The 16,683-nt window shown below is 70.3% G+C and carries 19 protein-coding genes; 9 read left to right on the top strand and 10 right to left on the bottom strand.

Features of this window, described 5'->3' with window-relative positions; genetic code table 11:
• Nucleotides 1-192 precede the first annotated feature (192 nt).
• Nucleotides 193-1,479 (bottom strand): DUF3631 domain-containing protein, encoded by a 1,287-nt coding sequence (locus tag CP975_RS24030; protein ID WP_425474272.1) that lies wholly within the window; start codon nt 1,477-1,479, stop codon nt 193-195.
• 472 nt (nt 1,480-1,951) lie between these two features.
• Entirely contained in the window at nt 1,952-2,146 is a 195-nt protein-coding gene (locus CP975_RS24035) for a helix-turn-helix transcriptional regulator (protein ID WP_055531253.1), read from the bottom strand.
• A gap of 120 nt (nt 2,147-2,266) precedes the next feature.
• Between CP975_RS24035 and CP975_RS24040 the strand changes: the two genes are divergently transcribed.
• Nucleotides 2,267-2,770 (top strand): helix-turn-helix domain-containing protein, encoded by a 504-nt coding sequence (locus CP975_RS24040; RefSeq protein ID WP_055531251.1) that lies wholly within the window; start codon nt 2,267-2,269, stop codon nt 2,768-2,770.
• A 21-nt stretch (nt 2,771-2,791) separates the two neighbouring features.
• Complete coding sequence (locus tag CP975_RS24045) at nt 2,792-3,946, top strand: tyrosine-type recombinase/integrase (protein ID WP_055531249.1); 1,155 nt, start codon at nt 2,792-2,794, stop codon at nt 3,944-3,946.
• A 7-nt stretch (nt 3,947-3,953) separates the two neighbouring features.
• On the opposite strand, the gene sodN is transcribed toward CP975_RS24045, so the two are convergent.
• A complete protein-coding gene (gene sodN / locus CP975_RS24050) occupies nt 3,954-4,349 on the bottom strand; it encodes a superoxide dismutase, Ni (protein ID WP_055531247.1) in 396 nt (131 codons plus the stop codon).
• A 145-nt stretch (nt 4,350-4,494) separates the two neighbouring features.
• Between sodN and sodX the strand changes: the two genes are divergently transcribed.
• Entirely contained in the window at nt 4,495-4,929 is a 435-nt protein-coding gene (gene sodX, locus CP975_RS24055; RefSeq protein WP_150477334.1) for a nickel-type superoxide dismutase maturation protease, read from the top strand.
• Here sodX and CP975_RS24060 read toward each other — a convergent pair.
• Nucleotides 4,812-5,462 carry a CGNR zinc finger domain-containing protein gene (locus tag CP975_RS24060; protein WP_055531245.1) on the bottom strand — a complete coding sequence of 217 codons (651 nt, stop codon included), beginning with the start codon at nt 5,460-5,462 and terminating at the stop codon, nt 4,812-4,814. The genes sodX and CP975_RS24060 overlap by 118 nt on opposite strands.
• Nucleotides 5,463-5,553: 91 nt before the next feature.
• On the opposite strand from CP975_RS24060, the gene CP975_RS24065 reads away from it, so the two are divergent.
• Nucleotides 5,554-6,339 carry a class I SAM-dependent methyltransferase gene (locus CP975_RS24065; RefSeq protein WP_055531243.1) on the top strand — a complete coding sequence of 262 codons (786 nt, stop codon included), beginning with the start codon at nt 5,554-5,556 and terminating at the stop codon, nt 6,337-6,339.
• Between the two features lie 127 nt (nt 6,340-6,466).
• Here the strand turns inward: CP975_RS24065 and CP975_RS24070 are convergent, their stop codons facing one another.
• From CP975_RS24070 to CP975_RS24080, 3 genes are read right to left on the bottom strand one after another with little or no spacing between them, the layout of a single operon-like run.
• On the bottom strand, nt 6,467-7,228 hold the full coding sequence (locus CP975_RS24070) for an amino acid ABC transporter ATP-binding protein (protein ID WP_055531241.1): 762 nt from the start codon (nt 7,226-7,228) through the stop codon (nt 6,467-6,469).
• Nucleotides 7,225-8,166, bottom strand: coding sequence for an amino acid ABC transporter permease (locus CP975_RS24075; RefSeq protein WP_055531239.1), 942 nt, complete (start codon nt 8,164-8,166; stop codon nt 7,225-7,227). Before CP975_RS24075 ends, CP975_RS24070 begins: the two co-directional genes overlap by 4 nt.
• A gap of 38 nt (nt 8,167-8,204) precedes the next feature.
• A complete protein-coding gene (locus tag CP975_RS24080) occupies nt 8,205-9,161 on the bottom strand; it encodes an ABC transporter substrate-binding protein (protein ID WP_055531237.1) in 957 nt (318 codons plus the stop codon).
• A 473-nt stretch (nt 9,162-9,634) separates the two neighbouring features.
• On the opposite strand from CP975_RS24080, the gene CP975_RS24085 reads away from it, so the two are divergent.
• The 4 genes from CP975_RS24085 to CP975_RS24100 all read left to right on the top strand — a co-directional run bounded on the left by CP975_RS24085 (nt 9,635) and on the right by CP975_RS24100 (nt 12,868).
• On the top strand, nt 9,635-10,858 hold the full coding sequence (locus CP975_RS24085) for an NAD(P)-dependent malic enzyme (protein ID WP_055531235.1): 1,224 nt from the start codon (nt 9,635-9,637) through the stop codon (nt 10,856-10,858).
• A gap of 184 nt (nt 10,859-11,042) precedes the next feature.
• A complete protein-coding gene (locus CP975_RS24090) occupies nt 11,043-12,005 on the top strand; it encodes a zinc-binding dehydrogenase (RefSeq protein ID WP_055531233.1) in 963 nt (320 codons plus the stop codon).
• Nucleotides 12,006-12,080: 75 nt separating this feature from the next.
• Nucleotides 12,081-12,290, top strand: coding sequence for a helix-turn-helix domain-containing protein (locus tag CP975_RS24095; protein ID WP_055531231.1), 210 nt, complete (start codon nt 12,081-12,083; stop codon nt 12,288-12,290).
• Nucleotides 12,290-12,868, top strand: a complete 579-nt coding sequence (locus tag CP975_RS24100) for a Clp protease N-terminal domain-containing protein (RefSeq protein WP_150477335.1) — start codon at nt 12,290-12,292, stop codon at nt 12,866-12,868. The genes CP975_RS24095 and CP975_RS24100 overlap by 1 nt, the downstream gene beginning before the upstream one ends.
• Before the next feature lie 435 nt (nt 12,869-13,303).
• Here the strand turns inward: CP975_RS24100 and CP975_RS24105 are convergent, their stop codons facing one another.
• Together CP975_RS24105 and CP975_RS24110 are read right to left on the bottom strand one after the other, a co-directional pair.
• Nucleotides 13,304-14,419, bottom strand: a complete 1,116-nt coding sequence (locus CP975_RS24105; protein ID WP_150477336.1) for a PadR family transcriptional regulator — start codon at nt 14,417-14,419, stop codon at nt 13,304-13,306.
• A gap of 1 nt (nt 14,420) precedes the next feature.
• Complete coding sequence (locus CP975_RS24110; protein ID WP_055531835.1) at nt 14,421-15,362, bottom strand: DUF4097 family beta strand repeat-containing protein; 942 nt, start codon at nt 15,360-15,362, stop codon at nt 14,421-14,423.
• 154 nt (nt 15,363-15,516) lie between these two features.
• On the opposite strand from CP975_RS24110, the gene CP975_RS24115 reads away from it, so the two are divergent.
• On the top strand, nt 15,517-16,356 hold the full coding sequence (locus CP975_RS24115; RefSeq protein ID WP_055531833.1) for a hypothetical protein: 840 nt from the start codon (nt 15,517-15,519) through the stop codon (nt 16,354-16,356).
• Nucleotides 16,357-16,421: 65 nt separating this feature from the next.
• Here the strand turns inward: CP975_RS24115 and CP975_RS24120 are convergent, their stop codons facing one another.
• Nucleotides 16,422-16,604 carry a DUF6104 family protein gene (locus CP975_RS24120; protein WP_030790590.1) on the bottom strand — a complete coding sequence of 61 codons (183 nt, stop codon included), beginning with the start codon at nt 16,602-16,604 and terminating at the stop codon, nt 16,422-16,424.
• Between the last annotated feature and the right edge of the window lie 79 nt (nt 16,605-16,683).

Below are 16,683 nucleotides of genomic sequence, written 5' to 3' on the forward strand. Positions count from 1 at the left end.
CAGTGTGCATGGTGGTGCTCCGATGGAGAGGGGATGGGGCTGTGTCACGTCCGTCGCATCCGTCGCATGCCTGGTCAGCGCAGGTACGGACACGCGGGCAGGTACGGAGAACTCCGTCCCGGCGAGAGAGTCCGTCCCCGCGCTGACCTGCGCGGGGACGGATGCGACGAAGTGATACGGACCCCGGTGGGATCAGAGAGTGCGCCTGGGCCCGGCGGGGCCACCGGGCGGGCCGACGGGCAGCGTCCCCGCCGGGGCGGTGGGCGGCTTGCCCTGGGCCATGCGGGCAGGGGCAGTGCCGTGTTCTGGCTCGGGTGCCGCCTCGACGAGGTCGGGGCAGTTGCGGGCCCAGGCGTCCAGGAACCGGTTGCGTATGTACGCCTTGGCCTGCCTGCCCTTGTCGAACCGGTAGTTGGCCGGGCTGATGTTGAAGTCCCGCAGCAGGTTGCTCAGGTGGTACGCGTTCAGCCCTTTGGTGCCGTACTCCGCCCACGGGGCCTCAGCGTCCTGGAGCAGCGAGGCGACCAGATCCTGAGTGGCCAGGGCCTCGGGGTTGTCCGCCCGCGCGAAGATGCGGTGGATGTCGCGCAGCAGCCGCGTCTTCAGGCTGCTCTGCTCGTCCTGGACCGCCTCATGGCGGGTCATGGCCAGGCAGGCGGCACGAGCCTGGGCGGGCCAGTGGCCGCCAGCCAGGTCGGCGATGATGACCAGCGGCTCCCAGGTATCCGCCGCCCGGTCCTCCACCGGCATCTGCGGCACCATGCGGGCAGCCTGCCCGCGCAGCGGGCCCAGCCAGGCGGCCAGCTGATCACGCAGCGCGTTGAGTTCCGGCACTGAATACCGGGAGCGGAAGGGGGTGACCCTCTCGCCCGGCTTGCGCTTCTGCATCCGCAGCACGACCGCCCGGTCCATGACCGTGTCCGGCAGGTCGCCGATCCCCGCGATGGCAGCCATGGCGAAGGTGGGGAATGGGGTCGGTTTGTGATCCGGACCGGAGATCCGCCAGGCGGGCCGGTTGCGCTGGTGCCCGGCATTCAGCAGGCCGCGCAGGATCTCACTGTCACCACTCGCCTTCGGGCCGAAGATGGTGTCCGCCTCGTCCACCAGCAGGGTGGGCGGGTTCTTGCCGATGATCCGGAAGATGACCGCCGGGGAGGTGTTCACCGTCGTCATCGGCTGGTGCACGGTCTCGTGGAGCACGTCCAGAACCCGGGACTTGCCGCAGCCCTTCGTCGGGCTCACCACCGCCAGACGCGGCGCGTGCTGCAGAGCCGTCTGGATGTGCGTGGCCGCCACCCACAGGGTGACCGCGGTCAGCGCCTCCTCGCTGGGCAGCACCACGTACTTGCCGATCGCTGCCCGCAACTCGTCCAGCAGCGCGCCCCCGTCAGCGGCTGCCTGAGCACCGGCGCCTTCATGGCCGTCGGCGCGTGTCCCGCCATCGGTGGCTGCGATCTCTTGTTGCTCGGCCCGCTCCACGGGGACGTCGGTCCCCGGCGACAGGTGACGGCCGCTGTCCCGGTCCCCACTGCGGTCCCCTGGTGCAACTCCAGAGTCTTGGGGACCGGTCCCCGTTGGCGTGCCGATGCCGCTGACCTGCACGTCTCCAACGGAATTGGGTATGGGGACCGTGGTTCGCGCCGACAGGGGACCGGATGTATCGCGGGGACGGTCCCCTGATACCGCAGCAGCAGAATGCTCGTCCCCGCGGCGTCCGGGGACGCCTTGGCCGGGGACCGCGACCTCGGGCCAGTTGACCTTGGGGACCGTGTTCGGGTTGGTGGGGGACGTAGAGTCCTCCATAGACGTTCCTCTCAGACGAGGGGCAGGACGGGCAAGATCCAGCCCCTCGTCGGCTTGTTCGTTCAGGGATGGGCGGTGCGCGGGGGACTCTCCGGCCTTCGGCGTTGGCGCGCCGAGGGCCGTTTCTGTGTCCCGGGCCTCCGGCGGCTCAGGAGGCCAGACCCCACTCGTCTCGGCCCTCGATCAGCGCCCGCTCGTAGCGCAGCAGCTCGACCTCGGGGTACAGCACCCGTTTGCCGATCTTGATGCCGCGTGGGCCCTTCTCGATCTGGCGCCAGTAGCGGACGGTGCTCTCCGCTGTGCGGTAGCGCTCGGCGACCTCGGCGGTGGTCAGATATCGCATGCATTCCCAATCGACTAGGTGGCAATCCGGTCTGCATAGGTTGTACTCGACGATCGCCGGTTAACCAAATCGGCAAGTGTATGTTTCAATTGGGAAAGTGATGGTCGTGATGGAGGTCCGATGACAGGCGATAAGGCCGACGGCGGTGAGGTGCCGCTGCTCTACAGCGAGGGCAACATCGCCGCGCGGGTGGCACTGGAGCGCGAGGTCAGGGGGTGGAGCACGATCGAGCTGGCGGATCGGGTATCCAAGGCCGGCGTCAAGATGAACCAGACCGCGGTCTGGCGCATCGAGAACGGCACCCCGCGCCGCCGCATCAATGTCGACGAAGCCCTCGCCTTCGCTCGCGTCTTCGAGCTGCCCCTCGAAGAGCTGATGTCCCCGCCGCTGGAAGGGCTGGATCTCAACAGCAGACGGCTCGTCCAGGAAGCCGTCGAGGCGTACTACGAGACACGCGACGCAGAAGACCGCCTGCACCACGCCGTCGTCGGCATCGCAGAGCACATCCAGGCCCACCCGGACAGCTCACGGGCCATCCATGAACAGTGCCTTCGCCTCATGGGCGACGAGCGCGACGCCCGCACCCTCACCGAGCACATCGAGGGCGGCGGCTACCACCGATAACCAACCCAAGGGAGAAGCCACTTGGCGAACATCCAGAAGCGCCCCAACGGCAAATGGCGGGCCCGCTACCGCGACCTCGACGGCAAGGAGCACGCCCGCCACTTCGACCGCAAGATCGACGCTCAGCGCTGGCTGGACGAGGTCACGGCCAGCATCGTGACCGGCCAATACGTCGACCCGCGCGCCGGACGGATCACCTTCGAGAAGTACACGAAGAAGTGGGAGGAGTCGCTCATCGCCAGCGAGGCGGGCGAGCGCATCACCGACAACGCGCTCCGGCTCCACCTCGTCCCGGCGCTCGGTTCCCGCGCGATGGCGGCGATACGCCGCAACGACCTCCAGGTGCTCTTCAAGAGCCTGTCCGAACTGCTCGGCCCCGGCAGCGTGCGCAACGTCTACGACGTCCTCGTGCGCGTCATGACCGCGGCCGTCGAGGACAAGGTCATCCCGGCCAGTCCGTGCCGCCGGATCACTCTTCCGCCCATGCCGGACGAGGAGGTCACCCCGCCCACGGTCGCGCAGGTCGAGGCCATGGCCCGCGTGATGCCGCCGTACATTCGCGCGGCCATCGTCACGCTCGCCGGATCAGGCTTGCGAATAGGCGAGTTGCTCGGCCTCAAGGTGTCGGACATCGACTTCAAGGCCGGAGCCATCCGCGTCGAGCGGCAGCGCCTCCAGTCCGGGAAGATCGGTCCGCCGAAGACCGCCAAGTCCCGGCGCACGGTTCCGGTCGGCGAGGTTGTCACGGACGCGCTCCTCACGCACCTCGCGGCACGCCCCTCCAAGGAGTGGCTGTTCACGATGGAGGAGGGTGAGCCTCTCAACTACCGCCGTTGGAAGACGGAGTGGAACTGCGCCCGCAGGACGCTCCAAGCGGCGGAGAACGAGGCAGCCGACCGCGAGGGCCGCAAGCCCGTCGAGCTGCCGCACATGGTGACCCACGACCTGCGGCACTTCTACGCCTCCGCGCTCATCGCCGGCGGAGCGAGCGTCAAGCAGGTTCAGCTGGTCCTCGGCCACGCGTCCGCCGTCATCACACTGCGGATCTACGCGCACCTGTGGCCGGGCGAAGAAGACCGCACCCGGACCGTCATGGACGCCGTTCTCGGCGGCCTGCGGACCGGGTGCGGACCGGAAGACCAAACGACCAAGGAAATCGCAGGTCAAACGGCATGATCGAAGATCAAGCCTTCTTCGTCTCCCAGAAGATCTTGTCGATCTGGGCGATGTAGTCCAGCGCCTTCTGGCCCGTGGCCGGGTCCGTCGAGCCCTTGGCGGCCGAGAGGGCCTTGAGGGCGTCGTTGACCAGCTGGTGCAGCTCCGGGTACTTCTCGAAGTGCGGGGGCTTGAAGTAGTCGCTCCAGAGCACCGACACGTGGTGCTTGGCGAGCTCGGCGCGCTGCTCCTTGATGACCGTGGCGCGCGCCTGGAAGTGCGCGTCGTCGTTGGCGGCCATCTTCTCCTGCACGGCCTTGACGGACTCCGCCTCGATGCGGGCCTGGGCCGGGTCGTACACGCCGCAGGGGAGGTCGCAGTGGGCGCTGACCTTCACCTTGGGGGCGAACAGGCGGGAAAGCATGTAGCTGTCCTTCCTCGTGATCGTCTTCTCAGGTGGGACATTACTCCGTGAGAGGCCGGTTTTCGCGAGTGCCCCCATGGGCTTAGGACAAAAGTCCAGGGTCAGACTGGGACCGGTGGAGGATAGGACCGGGGAGGTGCCGGGGATGCCGGAGCTGTCGCAGGAGAGCGAGCGGGGAAGGGCCGCCCTGCCGTGGGGCGCGGCCGAGGTGACGGGCCCTTCGATGGTGCCCACGCTGTACCACGGGGACCGGCTGCTCGTGCGCTGGGGCGCGCGCGTCCGCCCGGGTGACGTGGTGGTCCTGCGCCATCCGTTCCAGCAGGACCTGCTGGTCGTCAAGCGCGCCAAGGAGCGCCGTGCGGGCGGCTGGTGGGTGCTGGGCGACAACGCGTTCGCGGGCGGGGACAGCACGGACTACGGGGTCGTCCCCGAGGACCTCGTCCTGGGGAGGGTGCGGTTGCGTTACCGGCCGCCCGCGTCCGGGCGCCGCTCACCGCTCGCGGTGCTGCGCTGGGCGGCGTCCGCCGTGCGGCCGGTGCTCGCGGAGCGCTCGGTCTCCAGGCGCTTGCGGGCGCGGTAGGCGGCCACGTTGGCGCGGGTCGCGCAGCGGTCCGAGCAGTAGCGCCGGGAGCGGTTCGTCGACGTATCGAGGTAGGCGTTGCGGCACGGTGTCGCCTCGCACAGGCCGAGGCGGTCCACGCCGTGCTCGGTGAGGTGGAAGGCGAGGCCCATCGCGGCGATCGCCGCGTACCCGGCGGTGGCGTTCGAGGGGTGGTCGGCCAGGTGCATGTGCCACAGCGGGCGGCCGTCGTCGTCCCGGTGGTCGTGGCCCGAGATCTGCGGGCTCACGGGGAACTCCAGGAGCAGGGAGTTCAGCAGGTCGACCGCGAGCGTCTCGTCGCCGCCGTCCGCCGCCTCGAAGACCGCGCGGAGCCTGCCCCGTACGGACCGGAAGCGCGTGACGTCGGAATCCGTCGCGCGGCGGGCCGTCTGCGTGCTCGTCCCGAACAGATCGCGGATCGCCTCGACCGAGGTCAGCGCGTCCTTGTTGCGGCCCGGCTCCTCGCTGTTGACCAGACGTACGGCGTAGTCCGAGTAATAGGCCAGTTCCACTTGTAGTCCTTACGAGGGCGGGCTATGGTCGGCACGTCGGCAAGTAATAGCCGATTGCGGTACCAGGGTATTACGGACTGGAGGGGTTCTGATGACGGAAACGGGGACCGGCGCCGAGACCGGGTCCGGGCTCGGCACCGACTGGCGTGCCTGGCAGGACAGTTGGGACCGGCAGCAGCAGTGGTACCTGCCGGACCGCGAGGAGCGGTTCCGGATCATGCTCGACATGGTCGAGGCCGTGGTCGGCCCCGCGCCGCGCGTGCTCGATCTGGCCTGCGGTACGGGAAGTATTACGGACCGGCTGCTCAAGAGGTTCCCGGACGCCACCAGTGTCGGCGTCGATCTCGACCCCGCGCTGCTCACCATCGCCGAGGGCACCTTCGCCGACGACGACCGCGTCACCTTCGTCACCGCCGATCTGACGGACCCCGACTGGGCCGCCGCGCTGCCGCACGACTCGTACGACGCCGTGCTCACCGCGACCGCCCTGCACTGGCTCTACAGCGAGCCGCTCGCCGTCCTTTACGGGCAGGTCGCCGGGCTCGTCCGCGACGGCGGCGTCTTCATGAACGCCGACCACATGCCCGACCCGGCGACCCCGCGTCTGAACGCCGCCGAGAGTGCCTTCCGCCATCGGCAGATGGACCGCGCCAAGGCCGAGGGCGTGCTGGACTGGAAGGAGTGGTGGCAGCTGGCCGCGCAGGACCCGGTCCTGGCCGCCCCCACCGCCAAGCGGTTCGAGATCTACGGCGACCACGCGGACGGTGACATGCCTTCGGCCGAGTGGCACGCGCGGACTCTGCGGGAGGCCGGCTTCGCCGAGGCGCGGGTCGTGTGGGCCTCGCCCTCGGACGCGGTGGTCATGGGTCTTAAGTAGCGGGGTTGCCCCGCGGGTTCGGTGGGGGCTGGCCGCACAGTTCCCCGCGCCCCTTACGGGGCGCGCCGAAGGGGCCGGTACGGAATCCGTACCGGCCCCTTCGGCGATCACTGAAACCAGCGGAGCGTTAGAGCACCTTGGACAGGAAGGACTGCGTCCGCTCCTGCTGCGGGTTCGTCAGGACCTCGCGCGGGTGGCCCGACTCGACCACCACGCCTTCGTCCATGAAGACGAGGTTGTCGCCGACCTCCCGCGCGAAGCCCATCTCGTGCGTGACGACGATCATCGTCATGCCGGACTCCGCGAGGTCCCGCATCACGTCGAGGACGTCGCCGACCAGCTCGGGGTCGAGCGCCGACGTCGGCTCGTCGAACAGCATCAGCTTCGGGTCCATCGCCAGCGCCCGGGCGATCGCCACCCGCTGCTGCTGGCCGCCGGAGAGCTGCGAGGGGTAGTTGCCCGCCTTGTCGGCGAGGCCCACCCGTTCGAGCAGCTGGCCGGCCCGCTCCCGTGCCTGGCTCTTGGCGACGCCCTTGACCTGGACCGGCGCCTCCATGATGTTCTCCAGCGCCGTCATGTGCGGGAAGAGGTTGAAGCGCTGGAAGACCATGCCGATGTCCCGGCGCTTCAGGGCGACTTCGCTGTCCTTCAGCTCGTACAGCTTGTCCCCCTTCTGCCGGTAGCCGACCAGCTCACCGTCGACGTACAGCCGGCCGGCGTTGATCTTCTCCAGGTGGTTGATGCAGCGCAGGAACGTCGACTTGCCGGAGCCGGACGGGCCGATGAGGCAGAAGACCTCACCCGACTTGACCTCCAGGTCGATGCCCTTGAGGACCTCTACGTTGCCGAAGGACTTGTGGACGCCTTCGGACTTCACCATGGCGGTCATGCGGTGCCTCCCCGCGGGCTGTTGAGGGACAGCATGTTGGCCTTGATCTTCTGCCAGGGGGTGTCCGGCAGCGAGCGCGACGAACCGCGCGCGTAGTAACGCTCCAGGTAGAACTGTCCGACGCTGAGGATCGACGTCATGATCAGGTACCAGCAGGCGGCGAGCAGCAGCGTCTCCACCGTCGCGCCGGACGAGGTGCCGATGTCCTGGGCGTACTTGAGCAGCTCGTAGTACTGCACGGCGGCGACCAGCGAGGTCGTCTTGAGCATGTTGATGAACTCGTTGCCCGTCGGCGGCACGACCACGCGCATCGCCTGCGGCAGCACCACGCGGCGCAGCGTCTTGTTGTGGCTCATGCCGAGCGCGTGCGAGGCCTCGGTCTGGCCCTCGTCGACCGAGAGCAGACCGGCGCGGCAGATCTCCGCCATGTACGCGGCTTCGTTGAGGCCGAGGCCGAGCAGCGCCGTCAGGAACGGCGTCATGAAGTCCGACCACTCGTCCTTGTAGACCGGGCCGAGGTTGATGTAGTCGAAGACGAAGCCGAGGTTGAACCAGACGAAGAGCTGGACCAGGACCGGCGTACCGCGGAAGAACCAGATGTAGAACCAGGCGATCGAGGAGGTCACCGGGTTCTTCGACAGGCGCATCACGGAGAGGATCACACCGCCGACGACGCCGATGAGCATCGAGAGGAAGGTGAGGATCAGCGTCTCGCGGACACCCTTGAGGATGCGCTCGTCGAAGAAGTTGTCGGGGATCGCGCCCCAGTTGATGTCACCCTGCGAGAAGGCGTAGACGATCGCGGCGAGGACGCCGATCGCCAGGACCGCCGCGACGTACCGGCCGAAGTGCCGCACGGGGATGGCCTTGATGGCCTCCGCCTGCCGCGCCTTCGGGACGTCGTCCTCGGGGCCCTTCTTGGAGATGTCGGTGGTCACGTGCGTGGCCTTTCAGCGACTCGGGGAGAGGGACGCGGTCACTTGCCGCCGTTGATCTTGGCTTCCTTGACCGCGCCGTCCTCGACGCCCCACTTCTTGATGATCTTTTCGTAGTCGCCGTTGGCGATGATCGCGTCGAGCGCGGCCTTGATCGCGTCGCGCAGCTCGGGGTTCTTCTTGGAGACAGCGATGCCGTACGGCGCCGCCTCGACCTGCTCGCCGACCAGCTGGAAGTCCTTGCCGCCGCCCGACGTCTTCACCGCGTACGCGGCCACGGGGAAGTCGGACGAACCCGCGTCGGCGCCGCCGGAGCGCAGTCGGGTCTGGGCCTGCTGGTCGTTGTCGAACTGCTCGATCGCGATCTTCTTGCCGCCCTTGCACTTCTTGGACTCGGCCTTGGCCAGGTCGTGCGAGACGGTGCCGCGCTGGACGACGATCTTCTTGCCGCAGAGGTCCGACCAGGTCTTGATGCCCTGGTCGTCGCCCTTCTTGGTGTAGATGGAGACACCCGCCGTGAAGTAGTCGACGAAGTCGACGCCGTCGCCGACCTTCTTGCCGGTCTCCTCGTCGATGCCCTCCTGGCGGTTCTTGGTGTCGGTCATGGCCGACATCGCGATCTGGTAGCGCTTGGAGCGCAGACCGCCGAGGAGGGTGTCGAAGGTGCCGTTCTCGAACTCGAACCGCACGCCGAGCTGCTTGCCCATGGCCTCGCCCAGGTCCGGGTCGATACCCACGGTGTTGCCGGACTTGTCCTTGAACTCCACCGGCGGGTAGGCGATGTCCGAACCGACCTTGATGACGCCCTTGGCGCGGATGTCCTTGGGCAGCTTGTCGGCGAGCGGCGCGTCGACGACCGCGTTGCTCTCCTTGTCGTTGGTCTGGTCGCCACAGCCGGACAGCAGCAGCGCACCGGCGACCGCGACCGCGCCGACCGCGGCAATCCGGGACTTCGCGGACTTGGCTGCGGTCGTACGGCAAAGGGGGCTTGCGGTCATGGTGGTTCCTCCGGCGGATGAGGGAGTTGCCGATGGGTCGGGCACACACCTTCGGGTGTCGCGACCTCGTGTGATGACGGCATCTTGCCATTCGGACCGTCCGATTCTGGGTGCCGGAGATGTCAAAATCGGATAACGGGCGATCTGGGAATGCCTACGGCCCGGTAGGGCCCGGATGTATGGGCCCGGGAGCAAACCACCGTTAACCATCCGATATACCGCGAATCTCGCTATGTGGACTCTCGGGGGCGGTCCAGGTGTGCGCTGCAACCAATGTCACTCGCCCGGCCCCCTCCCTGTCGGGTACAAAGGTTGGCTACACCCCTCATCCGGGGCTCAGGGCGCGTGTGCGGCGCGCCCGCGTGTCCGTACCTCCCTCCGTCGACAGACGGGGAACGGACGCGGTGCCCGCCCACTTCTCAACCGGGAGTGGACACCCTCAACGAATGATTAAGACTTAAGGGGTCAGACAAGTGGCAGCGGAGATCGTCAATCCTCGCAGCGACAGCAGTACGGATCACGAGGGCCCTGCGGGTGCAGCCGAGCCCTTCGATCCGGCCTTCGCGCTGCACCGTGGCGGCAAGATGGCCGTGCAGGCCACCGTGCCGATCCGCGACAAGGACGACCTGTCCCTCGCATACACGCCCGGCGTCGCGAAAGTGTGCAGCGCGATCGCCGAGCGACCGGAGCTCGTCCATGACTACACGTGGAAGTCGAACGTCGTCGCCGTCGTGACCGACGGCACCGCCGTGCTCGGCCTCGGAGACATCGGCCCCGAGGCCTCCCTCCCCGTCATGGAGGGCAAGGCCATTCTCTTCAAGCAGTTCGGCGGCGTGGACGCGGTGCCGATCGCGCTCGCGACGACCGATGCCGACGAGATCGTCGAGACCGTGGTGCGGCTCGCCCCGTCCTTCGGCGGTGTGAACCTGGAGGACATCTCGGCGCCGCGGTGCTTCGAGATCGAGCGCAAGCTCCAGGAGCGGCTCGACATTCCGGTCTTCCACGACGACCAGCACGGCACGGCCGTCGTGACGCTGGCGGCGCTGCGGAACGCGGCGAAGCTGACCGGGCGCACCCTCGGCGAGCTGCGTGCCGTCATCTCCGGTGCCGGTGCCGCCGGTGTCGCCATCGCCAAGTTCCTGCTGGAGGCGGGGCTCGGGGACGTGGCGGTCGCGGACCGCAAGGGCGTCGTGAGCCGGGACCGGGACGACCTGACGCCGGTCAAGCGGGAGCTGGCCGAACTCACCAACAAGGCGGGGCTGAGCGGGTCCCTGGAGTCCGCGCTCGCCGGTGCCGACGTGTTCATCGGCGTCTCGGGCGGGACCGTGCCGGAGCCGGCCGTCGCCTCCATGGCGCCCAACTCCTTCGTGTTCGCCATGGCCAACCCGAACCCGGAGGTCCACCCGGACGTCGCACACAAGTACGCGGCCGTGGTGGCGACCGGGCGTTCGGACTACCCGAACCAGATCAACAACGTGCTGGCGTTCCCCGGCATCTTCGCGGGAGCGCTTCAGGTGCGGGCCTCGCGGATCACCGAGGGCATGAAGATCGCCGCCGCCGACGCCCTCGCGGACGTCGTCGGGGACGAGCTGTCCGCCGATTACGTCATCCCGTCGCCGTTCGACGAGCGCGTCGCCCCGGCCGTGACCGCCGCGGTCGCCGCCGCCGCGCGGGCGGAGGGCGTCGCCCGCGGATGACGTCGTGGCCCCGCCCGTCGCGGCGGGGCCTTGCCTCGATCGCCCACCTGTCTCCGTTCGGACGGCAGGTGGGCGTTTGTCATGGAGCGCCTCCGGCCGGACGGCTCGCCGTCGGCGGCCGCGGGACGCGTGTCACAGCCGTACGTGGTTCCGTCGGCCGCTCCGCCTGCCTATCGTCGGCGTCATGTTCGCTGCTTACGCCGCCCGTATCGACCGTGACCAGCCGCTCAGCGGCCTTGAGTTGGGGGAGCGCCCGGCCCCGGAGGCGCGCCCCGGTTGGTCGACCGTGAATGTCAAGGCCGCTTCCCTGAACCACCACGACCTGTGGTCGCTGCGCGGGGTCGGTCTGGCCGAGGACAAGCTGCCGATGATCCTCGGCTGTGACGCCGCCGGGACCGACGAGGACGGGAACGAGGTCGTCCTCCACTCCGTCATCGGACAGTCGGGGCACGGCGTCGGGCCCCGCGAGGGCCGGTCCATCCTGACCGAGAAGTACCAGGGGACCTTCGCCGAGCGCGTGGCCGTGCCCACCTGGAACGTGCTGCCCAAGCCGAAGGAGCTGTCCTTCGCCGAGGCGGCCTGTCTGCCGACCGCGTGGCTGACCGCGTACCGCATGCTCTTCACCAACGCCGGTGTGCGGCCCGGGGATTCCGTCCTCGTGCAGGGCGCAGGCGGCGGCGTCGCCACGGCCGCGATCATGCTCGGCAAGGCGGCGGGCCTGCGGGTCTTCGCCACCAGCCGCGACGAGGCCAAGCGCAAGCGGGCGCTGGAGCTGGGGGCCGTGGAGGCGGTCGAGTCGGGTGCGCGGCTGCCGCAGCGGGTCGATGCCGTCATCGAGACGGTGGGTGCGGCGACCTGGTCGCACTCGGTGAAGTCGCTGAAGCCGGGCGGCACGTTGGTCATCTCGGGGGCGACCAGTGGCGACCGCCCCGCGCACGCCGAACTCACCCGGATCTTCTTCCTGGAGCTGAAGGTCGTCGGCTCGACCATGGGCACCAAGGACGAGCTGGAGGACCTGCTCTCCTTCTGCGCCGCCACGGGCGTGCGCCCCGTCATCGACGAGGTGCTGCCGCTCGACCGGGCGCGGGAGGGCTTCGAACGGCTGGAGTCCGGGGAGCAGTTCGGGAAGATCGTGCTGGAGGTCTGAGCCGCGCTTCCGGCTGAGCCGCGCATCTGTCAACTGTGGTTGACGGCTGCCTCTTGTCAACGTAAGTTGACGTGTATGACCGAAGCTACGGATCTCGCCGAGCGGGCGGGTGATCAGGATCCCCGGGTCGGGCTGCGTGCCGTCTCCGCGCTGCGGAAGCTGGTGGAGCGGCTCGAGGCCGTGCAGGTGCGCAGCGCGCGCCGGCAGGGCTGGTCGTGGCAGGAGATCGCCGCGGAACTCGGAGTGAGCAGGCAGGCCGTGCACAAGAAGTACGGGAGGCAGTGATGTTCGAGCGGTTCACCAAGGATGCCCGGGCCGTGGTGCTCGGCGCGGTCGAGCACGCGGAGCGAGGGGGCGCGGACTCGGTCGACGACGGGCACCTGCTGCTCGCGCTGCTCGACCGGGAGGCGAGCCGGGGGTCGTTCGCTCTCGCGGCGCTCGGGGCCGCGGGCCGCCGTGACGCGATCGAGGAGGCGCTGAGCGGGGCGCGACGGCGCGGCGGCCTCTCGCAGGCCGACACGGACGCGCTGGCCGGGCTCGGCATCGACGTCGCCGCGATCGTCTCCCGGGTCGAGGAGGCCCATGGCGAGGGCGCGCTGGCGGACGGCGGGAAGTCCGGGCCCCGCAAGGCGGGGCGGGGCCGGCTCGGCCGGGTGCCCTTCTCCCGCGAGGGCAAGGACGTCCTGGAGAAGTCCCTGCGCGCCGCCACCGCCCGCCGCGACCGCCGCATCGGCGACGAGCACATCCTGCTCGCCCTGACGGTCCGCCCCGGCTTCGTCGCCGAGGTCCTCGCGGATCACGGGGTGACGCACGCGTCGGTGGACCGGGTCCTCGGCGCGGACCCCGCGGCGGCCGCGGGCTGACGCCGACGCCGGGGCCGGGCCGGCCCAGGTTTGTGTGTGCGGTGCTGAGGCCGCGTCCTGCGCCTGTCCTCAGTCATCTCCGGGCGGGCGGGGGGGGTGTCCCTGCGCGGCGCGCCCGTCGGTAAGGGGGGCGCGGGCCTGGCTGGTCCCTGGCTTGTGTGTGCGGTGCTGAGGCCGCCCTCTGCGCCTGTCGTCATTCATCCCCGGGCGGGCGGGGGAGGGGTGTCCCTGTGCGGCGCGCCCGTCGGTAAGGGGGCGCGGGCCTGGCTGGTTCCCGGCTTGTGTGTGCGGCGCTGAGGCCGCCCCCCTGCGCCCGTCGTCAGTCATCCTCGGACGGGCGGGGGAGGCGTCCCGGTGCGGGCCGCCGTGGCGGCAAGGGGGCGCGGGTCTGGCTGGGCCCCGTGCTGGTTGTGCGGCGCCGAGCCCCCGCCCCCGTCAGGTCTTTCGTGGGCGCAGGGTCGCCCCGATGCGGGCCGCCGCTGTCGACAAGTGGGTGCGGGCCTCGCGGAGTTGGGCCTCCGTTACGCCGTGGTCGCGGGCCGCGTCGCGGATGTCGTCCCGGAAGCGGTCGAGCAGGCGGTCCAGGTCGCGGGCCGGGTCGCCGCTCGGCTCCTCGTGGGCCCAGTCGGGGACGTACTCCACGGTCAGGTCATCGGGGGCGGCGCTGAACTTGGGGGCGGGGTCGGGGGTGGAATCGGGGCCTGCCTCGGGGGCGGGGCCCGGCTCCGTCCCGCGGGCCGACGCGGGGTCCTCCTGAGGCGCCTCGGGGAAGTGCTTGCCGAGGTCCAGGCCGAAGTCCATGCCGTACGCGCCGAACCCCTTGGCCAGCTCCGTCAGGCTTTCCTGTACGCCCGCCGGCCAGTCGCCTTGCGTGAAGTGGTCCTGGACCTGTTCCTGGACGAGCCGGGCGATGCGCTGGGCCTCTTCCTGGGCCTGGATCCGCGCCTTCTCCTGGGCGTCCTTGGCCTGGCGGCGCGCCCGCTGGGCCTCCTCGCGGGCCCGGCGGCTCTCGTCCTTCGCGCGGCGCGCCTGCTCCTTCCACTCCTGCTTGGCGCGGTTGAACTCCTCCTTCGCCTTGCGCCAGCCGTCCTTGTCGCCCCACGCACCGTCGAAGGAGTCGGACGGGTCGGCGGAGGTCCCGCCGGTGTCCGCGCCTCCCGAGGCGCGCGCCTCATCGGCTGCCGCCCTCATCTCTCGGCGCAGGTCGCCCGCCGCTCCCTGGACGCCGTCGCGGATCTCGGCCGCAAGCTCGGCGACGGACTCGCGGATCTCCAGCTCCAGGTCGGCCAGCTCGCCGCCACGCCCGGCCAGCTCGGCGCGGCCCGCCTCCGTGATGGCATAGACCTTCCGGCCGCCCTCGGTGGTGTGCGTGACCAGGCCCTCGGCCTCCAGCTTGGCGAGGCGCGGATAGACCGTGCCCGCCGAGGGTGCGTACAGGCCCTGGAAGCGCTCTTCGAGGAGGCGGATCACCTCATAGCCGTGGCGCGGGGCCTCGTCCAGCAGCTTGAGCAGGTACAGGCGCAGGCGGCCGTGGGCGAACACGGGGGGCATTTCAGAGCACCTTCTTGTCGGTCGGGCCATCGTCGGTCGGGCCGTTGGGCGGGGCGTCGGTCCGGTCGTCGCCGCTCGGCGCGGTGGTGTCCGCCTGGGCGACGTCCAGGGGGACATCGTCGTACGGATCCTCCTCCGCCGGTGGCCTGCGCAGCAGCGCGATCGATCCGCAGACCGTCGTCGCCCTGAGCCGTCCCGCGCCCGAGCCGAGCCGGCCCGTGAGCCGCTTGGCGCCCCACTGGCCGCTGACCCTCAGGTCCTCGAAGGCGTTCGACACGGATCCGGTCGTGGTGTCCACCTCGACCTCCGCGTCCGCCGGATGCGGAAGCCGGATCGCGATCTCGCCCGAGACGCTCGACAGAGCGATGTCCGTCGGGCCGCCCGCCGGGTCGAGATCCACGACCATCGAGCCGCTCACCGAATCCGCCCGGACGGAGGAGCCCGCGGCCTCGACCACGGTCAGATCGCCTGCCGCGGAGCTGAACCCCAGGTCGCCGGTGACGCCCTGGGCCTCCACGCTCCCGGAGACCGTCTCGGCGCGGACCGGGCCCGAGAGGCCGACCAGGGTGGTGTCGCCGGTGACTCCCTTCACCTCCACGTACCCCTCGATCCCGGAGACCATGGCGGCGGCGCCGACCACGCCGACCTCCACGCGCGTGCCCGCCGGTACGGCCAGTGAGACGACCGCGCTGCGGTGCCAGTTCCCGGGGTCGAACCACGTGAGGAAGTTCTTCCAGGGCAGGTCGTCGTAGGCGACGGAGAGGGTGCCGTCCTCGTGGGTGACGGTCAGGGGAGGGCCTTCGATCTCGGTGACCTCCAGGCGGGCGGGACCTTCTTCCGTGCCCACCACGTTCACCGTTCCGTTGGCTACGCGGACCCGGAGGGTCGCCACCGGGGCGTCGAACGCGAGCTTCCGGGGCTCGGCGACGGACCACTCTGACATGGGTGTCCTCCTTGGTGGGCCTCGGCGCGCACGCCCCGGACCTGGACGGCCCCCGACACGACGCGCCATATCGCGTCTCTGCCATTCACGATATATCGCGGATCCCGAAAGTCAAGACTGCGCCGATATCCGCGATCTGTCCTAGCGTGGGGCCATGTCGTCAGAAGCTTCCGCGCGCGCCCTGGGCGTCGGCGCACTGCTGCTCTGCCGGGCCGACCCCGACGCCACGGAGCCCGTGGCCCACCTGCTCCGCGAGCGGATGCTACTCGTGCCGGCCGGCGGCGGCTGGAGCGTACTGGTTCCCGAGGGCAAGCCCTGGCTGCACGGCGAGGAACCGGTCGACCGGGTGCTCACCGGGTGGGCCACCGCCCTCGCCGTGGGCTCCGGCAGGCCCGTGCTGGCCCTGTGGTGGGACACCGACCGCTGCGGCTACACCCTCGCCGCCGGGTTCCGGCGCACCGTCGGCTACGAGTGGCTGGCGAACGGCACGCCCGTCGGGGAGGACGAGGCGATGCGGACGTTCGCCGCCCGGCTGGGCCTCGATCCCGTCCTGGACATGCAGTCCCTGGAGGCGCTGACCCGGCCCGACACGGAGGCCGACGCGCGCGCCAGGATGCTCGGCCTCCTCGCCGTCCTCACCCGCACGGGCCTCGCGCTCCCGCCCGGCCTCGCCCCCGGCGAACCGGCCGACCGGCTCCGCGAGGCGGCACGGGTCCAGCGGGATCTGCGCAAGGTCGAGTGGGCGGGGTGGCGTGACGCGGTGCGGGCGGAGTTCGACGTGGTCGAGAGCGGGCCGCTCGGCCCCTGGGTGCGCGGCCCCAAGGCGCGGGCGCTGGCCGCGGCCCAGGTGGCGGCCGGACTGCCGCTCGCGGCGTGGGCGGTACGGCGGCGCAGCGGCGGCTGGGCCGTGGCGGCCGCGGTGCTGGTGGCGCAGGGGGCGCTTGGACTCGCGTACGACCGGATGCGGGCGCGGGACTTCGCGGGCACGCGCTGAGGCTGCCTTCGCGGGCACGCGCTGAGGCTGCTTCGCGCGGCACGCCCCGAGCGACCGCGGGGCGGCTACTCCTCGTCGTCCTCGTCGTCCAGCCTGGCCAGCCACGTCGCCAGGCGCTCGACCGGCACCTCGAAGTCGGGGTTGAGGTCCACGAAGGCGCGGAGCTGCTCGGCGAGCCACTCGAAGGTGACCTCCTCCTCGCCGCGCCGCTTCTCCAGCTCCTCGATGCCACGGTCGGTGAAGTACAACTCAAGCTCCTGATGCGTACGGTCTCTTCCGCCTCATGGTAGGCGGCTCAGGCCCCCGCGTACGCCGGTGGGCCCGGCC

This window comes from Streptomyces alboniger, assembly GCF_008704395.1.
GTDB classification, from domain to species: domain Bacteria; phylum Actinomycetota; class Actinomycetes; order Streptomycetales; family Streptomycetaceae; genus Streptomyces; species Streptomyces alboniger.

What these genes read in the sequence shown, in the direction of transcription:
- CP975_RS24035 (WP_055531253.1), bottom strand. Translation starts at nt 2,146, where the DNA reads ATGCGATATCTGACCACCGCCGAGGTCGCCGAGCGCTACCGCACAGCG.
- CP975_RS24040 (WP_055531251.1), top strand. Translation starts at nt 2,267, where the DNA reads ATGACAGGCGATAAGGCCGACGGCGGTGAGGTGCCGCTGCTCTACAGC.
- sodN (WP_055531247.1), bottom strand. Translation starts at nt 4,349, where the DNA reads ATGCTTTCCCGCCTGTTCGCCCCCAAGGTGAAGGTCAGCGCCCACTGC.
- sodX (WP_150477334.1), top strand. Translation starts at nt 4,495, where the DNA reads ATGCCGGAGCTGTCGCAGGAGAGCGAGCGGGGAAGGGCCGCCCTGCCG.
- CP975_RS24065 (WP_055531243.1), top strand. Translation starts at nt 5,554, where the DNA reads ATGACGGAAACGGGGACCGGCGCCGAGACCGGGTCCGGGCTCGGCACC.
- CP975_RS24070 (WP_055531241.1), bottom strand. Translation starts at nt 7,228, where the DNA reads ATGACCGCCATGGTGAAGTCCGAAGGCGTCCACAAGTCCTTCGGCAAC.
- CP975_RS24080 (WP_055531237.1), bottom strand. Translation starts at nt 9,161, where the DNA reads ATGACCGCAAGCCCCCTTTGCCGTACGACCGCAGCCAAGTCCGCGAAG.
- CP975_RS24090 (WP_055531233.1), top strand. Translation starts at nt 11,043, where the DNA reads ATGTTCGCTGCTTACGCCGCCCGTATCGACCGTGACCAGCCGCTCAGC.
- CP975_RS24095 (WP_055531231.1), top strand. Translation starts at nt 12,081, where the DNA reads ATGACCGAAGCTACGGATCTCGCCGAGCGGGCGGGTGATCAGGATCCC.
- CP975_RS24100 (WP_150477335.1), top strand. Translation starts at nt 12,290, where the DNA reads ATGTTCGAGCGGTTCACCAAGGATGCCCGGGCCGTGGTGCTCGGCGCG.
- CP975_RS24105 (WP_150477336.1), bottom strand. Translation starts at nt 14,419, where the DNA reads ATGCCCCCCGTGTTCGCCCACGGCCGCCTGCGCCTGTACCTGCTCAAG.
- CP975_RS24110 (WP_055531835.1), bottom strand. Translation starts at nt 15,362, where the DNA reads ATGTCAGAGTGGTCCGTCGCCGAGCCCCGGAAGCTCGCGTTCGACGCC.
- CP975_RS24115 (WP_055531833.1), top strand. Translation starts at nt 15,517, where the DNA reads ATGTCGTCAGAAGCTTCCGCGCGCGCCCTGGGCGTCGGCGCACTGCTG.